General features: G+C 64.5%; 9 protein-coding genes and 1 tRNA gene. 4 read left to right on the top strand and 6 right to left on the bottom strand.

The window, feature by feature from the left end:
• Nucleotides 1-12: 12 nt before the first annotated feature.
• Nucleotides 13-4014, bottom strand: a complete 4002-nt coding sequence (gene hrpA / locus R2669_RS18825) for an ATP-dependent RNA helicase HrpA (protein WP_316901701.1) — start codon at nucleotides 4012-4014, stop codon at nucleotides 13-15.
• Between the two features lie 71 nt (nucleotides 4015-4085).
• On the opposite strand from hrpA, the gene argA reads away from it, so the two are divergent.
• Nucleotides 4086-5483, top strand: a complete 1398-nt coding sequence (gene argA, locus R2669_RS18820; protein ID WP_430708825.1) for an amino-acid N-acetyltransferase — start codon at nucleotides 4086-4088, stop codon at nucleotides 5481-5483.
• A 107-nt stretch (nucleotides 5484-5590) separates the two neighbouring features.
• Complete coding sequence (locus R2669_RS18815; protein WP_147213497.1) at nucleotides 5591-5866, top strand: oxidative damage protection protein; 276 nt, start codon at nucleotides 5591-5593, stop codon at nucleotides 5864-5866.
• Nucleotides 5867-6011: 145 nt separating this feature from the next.
• Here the strand turns inward: R2669_RS18815 and rpiA are convergent, their stop codons facing one another.
• Entirely contained in the window at nucleotides 6012-6698 is a 687-nt protein-coding gene (rpiA, locus tag R2669_RS18810) for a ribose-5-phosphate isomerase RpiA (RefSeq protein ID WP_316901699.1), read from the bottom strand.
• 150 nt (nucleotides 6699-6848) lie between these two features.
• Between rpiA and tal the strand changes: the two genes are divergently transcribed.
• Nucleotides 6849-7808, top strand: a complete 960-nt coding sequence (gene tal / locus R2669_RS18805) for a transaldolase (RefSeq protein ID WP_316875913.1) — start codon at nucleotides 6849-6851, stop codon at nucleotides 7806-7808.
• 15 nt (nucleotides 7809-7823) lie between these two features.
• Here tal and R2669_RS18800 read toward each other — a convergent pair whose 3' ends face one another.
• The 3 genes from R2669_RS18800 to rnr are packed head-to-tail and all read right to left on the bottom strand — an operon-like array spanning nucleotide 7824 to nucleotide 11968.
• Nucleotides 7824-8573 carry an SIR2 family NAD-dependent protein deacylase gene (locus R2669_RS18800; RefSeq protein ID WP_316901698.1) on the bottom strand — a complete coding sequence of 250 codons (750 nt, stop codon included), beginning with the start codon at nucleotides 8571-8573 and terminating at the stop codon, nucleotides 7824-7826.
• Nucleotides 8573-9325 carry a 23S rRNA (guanosine(2251)-2'-O)-methyltransferase RlmB gene (gene rlmB, locus R2669_RS18795; RefSeq protein WP_147213494.1) on the bottom strand — a complete coding sequence of 251 codons (753 nt, stop codon included), beginning with the start codon at nucleotides 9323-9325 and terminating at the stop codon, nucleotides 8573-8575. Before rlmB ends, R2669_RS18800 begins: the two co-directional genes overlap by 1 nt.
• Before the next feature lie 48 nt (nucleotides 9326-9373).
• On the bottom strand, nucleotides 9374-11968 hold the full coding sequence (gene rnr, locus R2669_RS18790; protein ID WP_316901695.1) for a ribonuclease R: 2595 nt from the start codon (nucleotides 11966-11968) through the stop codon (nucleotides 9374-9376).
• 70 nt (nucleotides 11969-12038) lie between these two features.
• Between rnr and R2669_RS18785 the strand changes: the two genes are divergently transcribed.
• A tRNA-Leu gene (locus R2669_RS18785) sits at nucleotides 12039-12123 on the top strand.
• A 369-nt stretch (nucleotides 12124-12492) separates the two neighbouring features.
• Here R2669_RS18785 and R2669_RS18780 read toward each other — a convergent pair.
• Nucleotides 12493-13065: a phosphoribosyltransferase gene (locus R2669_RS18780; protein ID WP_147213493.1), complete on the bottom strand. Its 573-nt coding sequence runs from the start codon at nucleotides 13063-13065 to the stop codon at nucleotides 12493-12495.
• Nucleotides 13066-13137 lie beyond the last annotated feature (72 nt).

The following is a 13137-nucleotide window of genomic DNA, read 5'->3' as shown; positions in this document are numbered from 1 at the left end:
ACGCACGGCGAGCTACCGCTGCATTGATTCCCACACCTTCTGCAGCCGCTTGACCGACATCGGCACCGGCGTGCGCAACTCCTGTGCAAACAGGGCGATGCGTAGTTCCTCAAGCATCCAGCGGAACTCTTCCATGCGGGGGTCGCTGCCGCCCTGCCCTTGCACGCGCAGCGCCTTCTCGGCACGTTGGTATTGCTGGATGAGCGGCGCCATCTCCTGCATGCGCTGCGTGTCGCGCGCCGGGTCCGCCTTGAGCTTGTCGATGCGCAGCGCGATGCCCTTCAGGTAACGCGGGAAGTGCTGCAACTGCGCATACGGCGTCGCCTCGATGAAGCGCTTGTGCATCAGCGTCCTGAGCTGTGCGTCGATATCGGCGGTGGCCGCGGCAAACGGCTTGGCGATCTGCATTTTGCGCGGCAGTTGCGCGTATTCGGCCAGGATCGCGCCGACCAGCCGCGCAATTTCCTGTGCCAACAACGTCAGGCGTGCGCGGCTTTCGTCCTTGCGGGCACCGAAGCTGGCGTCATCGGTCGGCAGCGGGTCTTGCAGGCAGGCGCGCTCCAGCGTGGCATCCAGGATCTGGTCGCGCAACTCATCCTGCGTACCGAGGTTCATGAACTGGATCGCCATCTGCGACAGGCCCGGAATGTTCTTTTCCAGGTATTTCAACGGCTCGCGCAGTTGAATCGCAAACAATCGCCGCAGGCCCAGGCGATGGATGCGCGCGGCTTCGGCCGGGTCGTCGAAGACTTCCACATCGCAGTGGTCGCCGGCATCGACGAGCGCCGGATAGCCGAACAGCGTCTGGTTGCCCTTGCGGACTTCCAGCAGTTCCGGCAACTCGCCGAAATTCCAGGTCGTCAGGCCAGAGTACAGCGCGGCGTTGGCCGGCGCTTCCGACTTGCCGCTCTTACCTGCCTTGCCGGGCTTGGCGCCGTCGTTCTGAGCGCCGGCCACGGCGGCATCCTGCGCGGCGATCGACTGGAAGGTCTGCTGCGCGCGGCCGCCGAGTTCCGCCCGCAGCTGGGCCAGATTGCGCCCCATGTCGAGCTGGCGACCGTGCTCGTCAATCACCTTGAAATTCATGAAGTGATGCGCGGGCAGCGTTTCGAGCTTGAAGTCGGCGCGCTTGAGCGCGATGCCGGTCTGCTCGCGCACGTCGGCAATCAAGCGGTCAAGCAGGTCGCCATCGCCCAACCGCACGCGCGAGACAAATCCCGCGGCGTAGTCGGGCAGCGGCACGCAATGGCGGCGCAGCTTCTGCGGCAAGCTCTTCAGCAGCAGATGCACCTTCTCCTTGAGCATGCCCGGCACCAGCCATTCGGTGCGTTGCGCGGGCACCTGGTTGAGCGCATACAGAGGCACGGTCAGCGTCACGCCATCGCGCGGGCTGCCGGGCTCGAAGTGATACGTCAGGCCCATGTCGATGCCGGCAATCGGCAGCACCTTCGGGAACAGGTCGGTGGTGATGCCGGCCGCCTCGTGTCGCATCAGGTCGTCACGATTCAGGTACAGCAGCTTCTGGCCGCTCTTGCCACCCGCGCTGGCGGCTTCGGCATACCAGCGCTCGAACGACACGGTGTTGTAGATGTCCGCCGGAATCTGGCTGTCGTAGAACGCGTAGATCAGCTCGTCGTCCACCAGCACGTCTTGCCGGCGTGACTTGTGTTCGAGGTTTTCGATCTCGCGCACCAGGCGCTGGTTGTGCGTGAAGAACGGCAGGCGCGTTTCGAACTCGCCGTCGACCAGCGCGCGGCGGATGAACATCTCGCGCGCCTCCTTCGGCTGCATTGGCCCGAAGTGCACGCGGCGCTGTTGATAGATCGGCAGTCCGTACAGCGTGCCGCGCTCGAAGGCCATCACCTGGCCGGCCTTCTTTTCCCAATGCGGATCGCTCCACGACACCTTCAGCAGGTGCGCGCCGACCTTTTCCACCCATTCCGGCTCGATGCGCGCCAGCGTACGGCCGAACAGACGGCTGGTATCGACCAGCTCGCCTGCCACGACCCACTTGCCCGCCTTGCGCGCGATGACCGAACCCGGCCACAGGAAGAACTTGATGCCGCGCGCGCCGAGGTACTCGCGGCCCTTACCGTCGGCCTCCTCGATGCGCACACCGATGTTGCCGAGCAGGCCCGTCAGCAACGCCAAGTGCAGCTGCTCGTACGTCGGGTCGGATTCGTTGAGCTTCCAGCCCTGCTCTGCCACCGTGGTATGCAACTGCGAATGCACGTCGCGCCATTCGCGCAGCCGCACATGCGACAGGAAGTGCGAGCGGCACTGATCCTGCAATTGTTTGTTCGACTTCTTGTGCGCGATGGCCTCTTCAAACCACTTCCACAGCTTCACCCAGCCGAGGAATTCCGATTTTTCGTCGGCGAACTGCCGGTGCGCCTGATCGGCCTGCTGTTGCAGTTCTTGCGGGCGCTCGCGCGGGTCTTGCACCGACAAGGCACTCGCGATGATCAGCATCTCGCGCAGGCATTGATGGTCACGCCCCGCCAGGATCATCCGCGCCACGCGCGGGTCCAGCGGCAGGCGGGCAACCTGTTTGCCAAGCGGAGTCAGCGCATTTTCATCGTCGACGGCACCGAGTTCCTGCAGGAGCTGATAGCCGTCGGCAATGGCACGGCCCAGCGGCGGCTCGATGAAGGGAAACTGCTCGACATCCGTCAGCCGCAGCGCCTTCATGCGCAGGATGACCGCCGCCAGGGACGAACGCAGGATCTCCGGATCGGTGAAACGCGGCCGCGCAATGAAATCCGCCTCGTCATACAGGCGAATGCAGACGCCGTCGGCGACCCGGCCGCAACGACCGGCGCGCTGGTTGGCCGCAGCCTGCGATACCGGCTCGATCTGCAGTTGCTCGACCTTGTTGCGATACGAATAACGCTTCACGCGCGCCAGCCCCGTATCGACCACGTAGCGAATGCCCGGCACCGTCAGCGACGTTTCGGCCACGTTGGTCGCCAGCACGATGCGACGCGCGTTGGACGGCCGGAACACACGTTCCTGCTCCTGCACGGACAAGCGCGCAAACAGCGGCAGGATCTCGGTATGTGCCGGATGGTGCTTGCGCAGCGCCTCGGCCGCCTCGCGAATCTCGCGCTCGCCAGGCAAGAAGATGAGCACGTCGCCCGGGCCTTCACGGGCCAGTTCGTCCACCGCATCGACGAGCGCTTCGTAAAGATCGCGCTCCTTGTCGTTCTCGTCGCGCTGGATCGGGCGGTAGCGCACCTCGACCGGATACAGCCGGCCGCTGACTTCGATAACCGGCGCTGGCCCCTTTGGACCGGCAAAGTGCTCGGCAAACCGCTGCGCGTCGATGGTGGCCGAGGTGATGATCACCTTGAGATCGGGCCGGCGCGGCAGAAGCTGCTTGAGATAGCCGATCAGGAAGTCGATGTTGAGGCTGCGTTCGTGCGCCTCGTCGATGATGATCGTGTCGTAGGCGCGCAGCAGCGGATCGTTCTGCGTCTCGGCCAGCAAGATGCCGTCGGTCATCAGCTTGACCGACGCACCCGCAGACAGCGTGTCGTTGAAGCGCACCTGGAAGCCGACGTGCTCGCCCACCGGCGTGCCGATTTCCTGGGCGATGCGCTTGGCGGTAGACGTCGCGGCAATCCGGCGCGGCTGTGTATGGCCGATCAGCCCGGTGCCGCCCGCGCCAATGCCTCGTCCGATCGACAGGCAGATCTTGGGCAACTGCGTGGTCTTGCCGGAGCCGGTTTCGCCCGAGACGATCACCACCTGGTTGGCGGCGATGGCCTCGGCGATTTCGTCGCGCCGGGCCGACACGGGCAGCGCTTCGGGAAACGTGATCGGCGGGACACGGTTCGCACGTGCGCGGCGCGCCTCCAGCGCCGCGGCGAGCTCTTCCGCGGAGGGCTTTGGGCGGCGCTGCGGACGACCATTGCCGCCGGGCTTTCGCTCGGGCGGCGGCGTGTCTTTCGGCGATTTCTGGGAGGGCGCCGCCGGGCGTGGCCGGGGCGGCTGGGCGTGGGAATCTGACATCGGGCGGGATTATAATCCGCGCATCTTTCCTATGCCGGCCCGCGCCCCGTGCCGCTTTTCCTCCTCCGCCCGTGACCGCTCGTTCCTCCGCCCCCGCCTCCGGCGTTTCCCTGGTGGCGCACACGCCAGCCTCCGTCGACGTCGCCCCGATTCCACCCACGCCCGAACAGCAGCAGTTCGTGCACTGGCTGCGCGAGGTGGCGCCGTACATCCATTCTTTCCGCGACAAGACGTTCGTGATCGGCTTTGGCGGCGAATTGGTCCAGGCGGGCATGCTGGGCGCCCTGGTCAACGATGTCGCCCTGTTGCATGCGATGGGCATGCGGATCGTGCTGGTGCATGGCTCGCGCCCGCAGGTGGAAGAACAGCTTGCCCTGCGCAACGTGAAAACCCAGTTCGTGGATGGCGTGCGCGTGACGGACGGCGCCGCGCTGGAATCCGCCAAGGAAGCTTCCGGCGAACTGCGCCTGGATATCGAAGCCGCCTTCAGCCAGGGCCTGCCGAATACGCCGATGGCCGGCGCGCGCATGTCCGTCGTGTCGGGCAACTTCGTGACGGCGCGGCCGGTGGGCATCGTCAACGGCGTGGACTTCCAGCACACGGGACTGGTGCGCAAGATCGATGCGGAGTCGATCCAGCACTCGCTGTCCAACCGCAAGATCGTGCTGCTCTCGCCGCTGGGCTTCTCGCCCACGGGCCAGGCGTTCAACCTGTCGATGGAAGACGTGGCCGCCAACACCGCCACGGCGCTCAAGGCCGACAAGCTCATCTTCATCACGGAGCTGCCGGGCATCATGGACCGCGTGGGCAAGCTGCAGCAGGACCTGTCGATGGAAACGGCCATCGAGCGCCTGCGCGACGGCAGCCTGTCGCACGACACCGCCTATTACCTGCAGCACATCGTCAAGGCGATGCGCGGTGGCGTGCGCCGGGCACACGTCATCCCGTTTGCGCTGGACGGCAGCATCCTGCTGGAGCTGTTCCTGCACGACGGCGTGGGCACCATGGTGTCGCACACCGATCTGGAATACCTGCGCGATGCGACGCTCGACGACGTGGGCGGCATCGTGTCGCTCATCGAACCGCTCGAGGCGGACGGCACGCTGGTGCCGCGCGAACGCCGGCTGCTGGAGCGCGACATCGCCAACTTCTCGGTCATCGAGCACGACGGCATCATCTTTGGCTGCGTAGCGCTGTATCCGTACCCGAAGGACGGCATGGCCGAAATGGCCTGTCTCATCGTCTCCCCCGACAGTCAGGGCACCGGCGACGGCGAACGCCTGCTCAAGCACACCGAAGTGCGCGCCCGTGCGCTGGGCCTCAAGCGCCTGTTCGTGCTCACCACGCGGACGGAACATTGGTTCCTCAAGCGCGGCTTCGTGCGCGCGAGCGTGGACGACCTGCCCGAAGACCGCCGCAAGCTGTACAACTGGCAGCGGCGCTCGATGGTGCTGATGAAGAAGCTCTAAACCCTTGGCGCGCGTCGTGGAATCCAAGCCCGGCGGCGCCCGGCCTTTACAATAGCGGCACCTGCGTCGCGCTTGAGCGGCGCTCCCGCCACACAAGAGGAATCCCCATGGCCCGCATGGTCCACTGCGTCAAGCTCAACAAGGAAGCCGAAGGTCTCGACTTCCCGCCCCTGCCCGGCGAACTGGGCAAGAAAATCTGGCAAAGCGTCTCGAAGGAAGCGTGGGCCGGCTGGCTCAAGCACCAGACCATGCTGATCAACGAAAACCGCCTGAACATGGCGGATTCGCGCGCACGCCAGTACCTGCTCAAGCAGACCGAAAAGTACTTCTTCGGGGACGGTGCAGACGAAGCCGCCGGCTACGTGCCGCCGCCGTCGGCCTGATCTGCCGTTACCCATAAAAAAGCCGTTCAGCGCAAAACTGAACGGCTTTTTGTTTGGGCAGCGCCAATTCAACACGCCGCAACGACCACAAAAAAAAAAGCCGCCCATTTGCGTGGGCAGCTTTTCGACAATGCGCGAGCACCGATTAGAAATCGCGACGCTGCACTCCCGCTTCGGTACCCAGCAGGAGCACGTTAGCGCCGCGCTTGGCAAACAAGCCGACCGTCACCACGCCCGGAATATCGTTGATCACCGATTCCAAACCCTTCGGATCGGCGATGCACAGGCCAACCACGTCGATGATCACGTTGCCGTTATCGGTCTTGTAGATCTGGCCTTCCTTGGTCATGCGCAGTCGCGGCTGACCGCCCAGCGCAGCCAGTTGGCGCGCCACGGCTGCACGTGCCATGGGCACCACTTCCACCGGCAACGGGAAGGCACCCATCGTTTCAACTAGCTTGCTGCCGTCGGCGATGCAGACAAACACGCTGGCGACCGAGGCAACGATCTTCTCGCGTGTGAGCGCACCGCCACCGCCCTTGATCATGGCGCCCGAGGCGTCGATCTCGTCAGCCCCGTCTACGTAGACGGGGATGGCATCGACCTCATTCAGGTCGAGCACCGTGAAGCCGTGGCCCTGCAGGCGGCGCGTCGAAGCCTCGGAGCTGGACACCGCGCCGGCGAAGCGTGCCTTGTGCGGCGCCATGGCGTCGATGAACAGGTTGGCGGTCGAGCCGGTGCCGACACCCAGCACGGCGCCCTCGGGCACGTTGGCCAATACGTAATCTGCTGCGGCCTGCGCTACCAGCGCCTTCAGTTCATCCTGCGTCATCGCAAACACTCGGTCGGGATCGGAAAACCCGGTAGTGTACCGGATCAATAGAATGGCTCCCGGCCGGCTGGCGGAGCGAAACCTGCGGAGTACAATCGATTCATCCTTCCACCTCCAGCGCAACGCTGGAACGTACTTCGGACTCGCTTCATGACTCAGCTCGATCAACTCAAGCAGTTCACCACCGTCGTCGCCGACACGGGCGACTTCCAGGCCATGCGCGCCTACGCACCGCACGACGCAACGACCAACCCGTCGCTGATCCTCAAGGCCGTGCAGAAAGCCGAATACCGCCCGCTGCTGGAGCAAGCCGTGCGTGACGCCCGCAGCGACAGCGTGGAGGACATCATCGATGCCGTGCTCGTGGCGTTTGGCTGCGAGATCCTGTCGATCATCCCGGGCCGCGTGTCGACCGAGGTCGATGCGCGCCTGTCGTTCGATACCGAAGCGACGGTCGCCAAGGCCAAGCATTTGATTGCGCTGTACGAGGCGCGAGGCGTGGCCCGCGAGCGCGTGCTGATCAAGATCGCGTCGACGTGGGAAGGCATCCGCGCGGCTGACCAGCTTCGCGCAGAAGGCATCCGCTGCAACATGACGCTGCTGTTCTCGCTGGCCCAGGCCGTGGCGTGCGCGGAAGCGGGCGTGCAGCTCATCTCGCCGTTCGTCGGCCGCATCTACGACTGGTACAAAAAGGATGCCGGCGCGAACTGGGATCCGGTCGCCCAAGGCGGCGCGAACGACCCCGGCGTCCAGTCCGTCCTGCGCATCTACAACTACTACAAGAAGTTCGACTACCCCACCGAGGTCATGGGCGCGAGCTTCCGCAATGTCTCGCAGATCGTCGAACTGGCTGGCTGCGACCTGCTCACGATCAGCCCGGATCTGCTCGCCCAATTGCAGCAGTCCGATGCGCCGGTCGAACGCAAGCTGTCTCCGGAAAACGCCAATGCCGCCAACATCGTGCGCCTGCCTGCCGACGAGAAATCGTTCCGCTGGCACATGAATGCGGACGCAATGGCCACCGAAAAACTTGCTGAAGGCATCCGCCTGTTTGCGGCGGACGCGATCAAGTTGGAAGCGTTGATTGAGCCGCTGCGCGCAGCGGCGTAAGAAGAAAGCGGGGTCTTATCCCAGCATGGCGGGCAGGCATTCGCCCGCCGGCTGGTGGATCACCAGATCGGCCGTTGCATCCAGGGCGCTTGGTTCCGGATTCACGACGATCACCTTGGCACCGTGGTCCTTCGCCAACCCCGGCAACCCGGCGGCCGGATACACCATGCCCGATGTGCCGACCACCAGACAAAGGTCGCACGTATTGGCCGCCTCTTCAGCGCGGTAGTTCGCTACCAGCGGCAGTTGTTCGCCAAACCACACCACGCCCGGGCGCAGCATCGCGCCACACGTCGCACAACGGGGTGGGCGTCCCGGCTCGGCGGTGGCGATATCGCATTTGCCGCAGCCACCCAGCCACTTGTCCGCAAAAAGGTTGCCGTGCAGCTCGATCACCCCTTCGCTGCCAGCGCGCTGATGCAAACCATCGACGTTTTGCGTGACGAGCGTAACCGTCTTGCGCTTCGCCAGCGCGGCAATCGCAAGATGAGCGGGGTTCGGCTGCGCCTGCAGCACGCGCTCGCGGCGCTCCTGATACCAGTCCCACACCGTGCGCGGGTGCTTGCGATACGCGGCCTCGGTGGCCATGTCTTCCGGGTTGAATCGCGACCACAGGCCGGTGAGCGCATCACGGAACGTCGGCACACCGGATTCAGCCGAGACGCCCGCGCCTGTCAGCACCATGATGCGCTGGGCGGCCTCGATCCAGGCGTGGGCCTGGGCCAATGCAGCCGCATCGGATACGGCTGTGGGTTCGATGCTCATTACTTCTTGGCAGGTGCCGCCGCGCGTTGGCGTACCGCTTCGAACAGGCACACACCGCTCGCCACCGACACATTCAGGCTTTCCACGCTGCCAGCCATCGGAATGCTGACCAGCGCGTCGCACGTCTCACGCGTGAGGCGGCGCATGCCCTCGCCTTCGGCGCCCATCACGATGGCGATGGGGCCCTTGAAGTCCGCTTGGTAGAGATTCTGTTCGGCCTCGTCAGCCGTGCCGATCACCCACACACCGCGCTCCTGCAACTCGCGCAGCGTGCGCGCCAGGTTGGTCACGGTGATGTAGGGAACCGTCTCGGCCGCACCGCTCGCGACCTTGGCGACCGTCGTGTTGATTCCAACGCTGCGATCCTTGGGCGCGATCACGGCGTGCGCGCCTGCGGCATCCGCCACGCGCAGACAAGCGCCGAGGTTGTGCGGATCCGTCACACCGTCGAGCACCAGCAGCAGCGGCGTGCCTTCGATGCCGTCGAGCAGCTCATCGAGAGTGAGCGCCAGCGACAGCGACTCTGCCTTGGCAACCACGCCCTGGTGGCGGTCGGTGCCGGCAATGCCGCGCAGACGGTCGGCGTCAGCAGGAATGAGGCGCACGCCCGCTGCTTCCGCCGCTTTCAGGAAATCCTGCATGCGGCGGTCGCGGCGGTTGGCCTCGAAGTAGATTTCGTCGATCGACTTGGCGCCGTGGCGCAGTCGGGCGGTAACGGCATGAAAGCCGATGAGGAGCTTGGATTTAGACATGGCGCGATTGTACCCGTCCGCCCTCGCTCCCCGGCCGCTTTAACGGCTTTAACGCCCCTTGGTCTTGCGCGCAGGCTTGCCCGCCGCCTTGCGCGGCGCAGCGGTCTTGGCGCCACCCTTGGGTTTCGTGCCTCGCGCCGCCTGCTTCTTGCGCGCAGGTTTGGCGTGAGGATGGCCCGGGGGCAGTGCGCGGCCGCCCGGCTCGAACACCGGCTGCTCTTCGATGACGCGATCCAGCGTCTCGTCGAACGACTCCTCCGGCTTGGCCGTACCGCCCAGCAATGCTGCCAGCTGGCGCGGCTTCTTGCGGCCAACCGCCGGCGCGGGCGTCGCCGCTGCAGGCTGACGCGCGGCCGTGGCTTCGGGCGCGCCCGTCACCTTGGCCGGACGCAGCGCCTTGGTCGACGGCTCCTGGATCAGACGGAAATCCATCTTCCGCGCATCCAGATCCACGCGCAGCAATTGCACACGCACGCGGTCGGTCAACCGATAACGGATGCCCGTCCGCTCGCCGCGCAGCTCGTTGCGGGCTTCGTCGTACTGGAAATAATCGCTGCCCAGCTCGGTCACGTGCACAAGGCCTTCCACGTACAGCTCGTCGAGCTGCACGAAGATGCCAAACGAGGTGACGGCGCTGACGGTGCCCGAGAACTCGTTGCCGAGCTTGTCGCGCATGAAGTAGCACTTGAGCCAGGCTTCCACGTCGCGCGAGGCTTCGTCGGCGCGGCGTTCGTTGGCGGAGCAATGCACCCCAAGCTCATGCCAGATCGCTTCGACCTTGGCCTTGTTGACGACTGCCGCCGGCACGCCTTTCTCGGCTTCGGCCTGCAGACGACGGGCCTTGGGCGATAGCGCACTGTTCAACTGCACGCCCGGCGCCAACGCCGGCACATAACGCGTGCGATTCAGGATCGCCTTGATGGAGCGATGCACCAGCAAGTCGGGGTAGCGGCGGATCGGACTCGTGAAGTGCGCATACGCCGGATACGCCAGCCCAAAGTGGCCGATGTTGTCCGGGCTGTAGACCGCCTGCTGCATCGAACGCAGCAGCATGGTCTGCAGCATAGGCGCATCGGGGCGTGCGGCAATCTTCTCCATGAGTTCGGCGTAATCGGCCGCCTGCGGCTTGTCACCGCCGCCCAGCGTCAAGCCGCTGGTTTTGAGGAATGCGCGCAGCGCCTGCAGCTTTTCTTCGGTCGGGCCTGCATGAACGCGATACAGCGCCGGGTGCTTGTATTTCTCGAGCATCTCGGCCGCGCAGACGTTCGCCGTCAGCATGCATTCTTCGATCAGCCGGTGCGCGTCGTTGCGGGTGCGCGGCAGGATCTGCTCGATCTTGCCCTGCGCGTTGCAGACGATGTACGTCTCGGTGGTGTCGAAGTCGATCGCGCCACGCTCGCGGCGCGCCTTGAGCAGCGTCTGATACAGCTCGTACAGGTCTTGCAGATGCGGCACCAGCGGCGCCCGCTTGGCCGCTTCCGGACCCTTCACGTTCGACAGGATCGCCCAGACCTCGTTGTAGGTCAGACGCGCCTTCGAGTGCATCACCGCCGGATAGAACTGATAAGCCTTGATCTCACCCTTGGCCGTGATCACCGCATCGCAGACCATGCACAGCCGGTCCACTTCCGGGTTCAGAGAGCACAAACCGTTGGAGAGCTTCTCGGGCAGCATCGGAATCACGCGGCGCGGGAAATAGACCGAAGTCGCGCGATCAATGGCGTCTGCATCCAGCGGATGCCCGGGCCGCACGTAATGCGACACGTCGGCAATCGCCACAATCAGGCGCCAGCCCTTGGTTCGACCGATCTTGACGGGCTCTGCGTAGACCGCATCATCGAAGTCGCGTGCGTCTTCACCGTCGATGGTGACGAGCGGCACATCGCGCAGATCGATGCGGCCCGCCAGATCGGCGTCGCGCACCACGTCGGGCAGCGCTTCTGCCTCGCGCTGCGTCGGCTCGGAAAACTCATGCGGCACGCCGTACTTGCGCACCGCGATTTCGATCTCCATGCCAGGGTCGTCGATCTCACCCAGCACCTCGACCACGCGGCCGATCGGCTGCACGTAGCGGTCCGGATATTCCAGAATCTCCACGCTCACCACCTGGCCGACCTTGGCCTTGCCCTGCCCCTTCGGTGCGATCAGGATGTCGCGACCCAGGCGCTTGTCTTCGGGCGCCACGACCAGCGTGCCGCTCTCCGAAAGCAACCGGCCGATAACACGCTTGTTGGCCCGCTGCAGGATCTCGACGATCTGCCCCTCCGAACGCCCACGGCGATCGTAGCCGACGGCCCGCACCAGGGCGCGGTCGCCGTGCATGGCCTTTTGCATCTCCCGCTCAGGCAGGAAGATATCGGGCTCGCCGTCGTCGCGCACGAAGAAGCCGAAGCCATCGCGATGGCCAATGACGCGGCCTTCGATGAAATTGGGCTGGTGCGCCAATTCGTAGCGCCCTTTGCGGTTGAGTTCGATCTGACCATCCCGCTCCATGGCGGTCAGACGCTTGATAAAGCCGTCATGCTCCTTGCGCGTGACCGACAGCGCCTTGGCAATGTCGGTGGCAGACAGCGGAGATCCCGACGTGCGCAGCACACCGAGGATTTCCTCGCGGCTCGGGATCGGATAAGTCGGTTGATTCAATTTTTTCTTCTAGAGTGTTGACAGGATCGCTGGATCCCGTAATAATTACAGCTTCGGTACACGCACACCTGCCCAGGTGGCGGAATTGGTAGACGCACTAGTTTCAGGTACTAGCGGGTAACTCCGTGGAGGTTCGAGTCCTCTCCTGGGCACCAGAGTTTAGGAACGGCGCAACGCAAGTTGCGCCGTTTTTCTTTTCCGCAACCGGATTGTTGTTCAGCAGCTGATGCGACATTCCGCGAAGGGCGACGTGCATTGTGTCTTGGCTTTCGCGCCAGGGCCCGGCCAGGCTCACCGGCCTCACCTGCCCCAACACTGGGTGGGCTCGAAGCCTAGTGCACCCACAAAGACGCACCACGCTTCGATCAACCGCGCAGCTCGCATTGGGCAATTCCTGCAAAGCCAATCCGTACGCGGGTTTCGGGCCAATGTTGCAGCCCGTGACAGCAGGTTACCGAAGTGGCACGCACGACGCAAGCCGCACACGCCACTCCATTCACACCTCGACGCAATCGACCAACGCGTCAGGCCGCCGATGTTTCGCCGTTACCGGCCGAACGCGACTTCCCGCGCTTGATCCAGGCCGCCAGGTTGTGGGGACGCAGCGTGTCGTACTCCTCGAACGGCTGATGGATCCACGGATTGGTCGCAAGAAACTGCACGGCGTAATCCGGTTTGATCTTCGAGCATGCCTTGTGCCACAGCACAGCGGTGCGCACATCGGTCACGGCCGGATAGCGCTCTTTCAGGTGACGCCCGACACGCTCCAGCGTGACGCCCGAATCCACCAGATCGTCCACCAGCAACACGCGGCCCGACAGCTCGCCACGCGTCATCGTGATGTACTGCGCGATATCGAGATCGCCCTGCTGCGTGCCAGCGGCCTCGCGATAGCTACTGGTCGCCAGGATGGCCAACGGCAGGTCGTAGATGCGCGAAAGCTGATCGCCAACACGCAAGCCGCCACGCGCTAGGCACAGAATCTTGTCAAACTTCCAGCCCGACTCATGCACGATGAGCGCCAAGCGCTCAATCAGACCGTGGTAGTCGTCCCAGGAGACCCACAGGTGCGAGTCGTCGTTGATCGGCTGGTTCATGGTGTACCTCTTCGTATCGTAAATGCGGCGTCAGTTGCCGCTATCGTGTTCTATGAAAACGGCGCTCCATGC

Source organism: Ralstonia edaphi, from assembly GCF_958350185.1.
In the GTDB taxonomy this organism is placed as follows: domain Bacteria; phylum Pseudomonadota; class Gammaproteobacteria; order Burkholderiales; family Burkholderiaceae; genus Ralstonia; species Ralstonia edaphi.
This window is presented reverse-complemented; position numbering and strand designations above follow the sequence as displayed.

Excerpts from the sequence above, each read along its gene's own strand:
- hrpA (WP_316901701.1), bottom strand. The coding sequence starts at position 4,014 with ATGTCAGATTCCCACGCCCAGCCGCCCCGGCCACGCCCGGCGGCGCCC.
- R2669_RS18815 (WP_147213497.1), top strand. The coding sequence starts at position 5,591 with ATGGCCCGCATGGTCCACTGCGTCAAGCTCAACAAGGAAGCCGAAGGT.
- rpiA (WP_316901699.1), bottom strand. The coding sequence starts at position 6,698 with ATGACGCAGGATGAACTGAAGGCGCTGGTAGCGCAGGCCGCAGCAGAT.
- tal (WP_316875913.1), top strand. The coding sequence starts at position 6,849 with ATGACTCAGCTCGATCAACTCAAGCAGTTCACCACCGTCGTCGCCGAC.
- R2669_RS18800 (WP_316901698.1), bottom strand. The coding sequence starts at position 8,573 with ATGAGCATCGAACCCACAGCCGTATCCGATGCGGCTGCATTGGCCCAG.
- rlmB (WP_147213494.1), bottom strand. The coding sequence starts at position 9,325 with ATGTCTAAATCCAAGCTCCTCATCGGCTTTCATGCCGTTACCGCCCGA.
- R2669_RS18780 (WP_147213493.1), bottom strand. The coding sequence starts at position 13,065 with ATGAACCAGCCGATCAACGACGACTCGCACCTGTGGGTCTCCTGGGAC.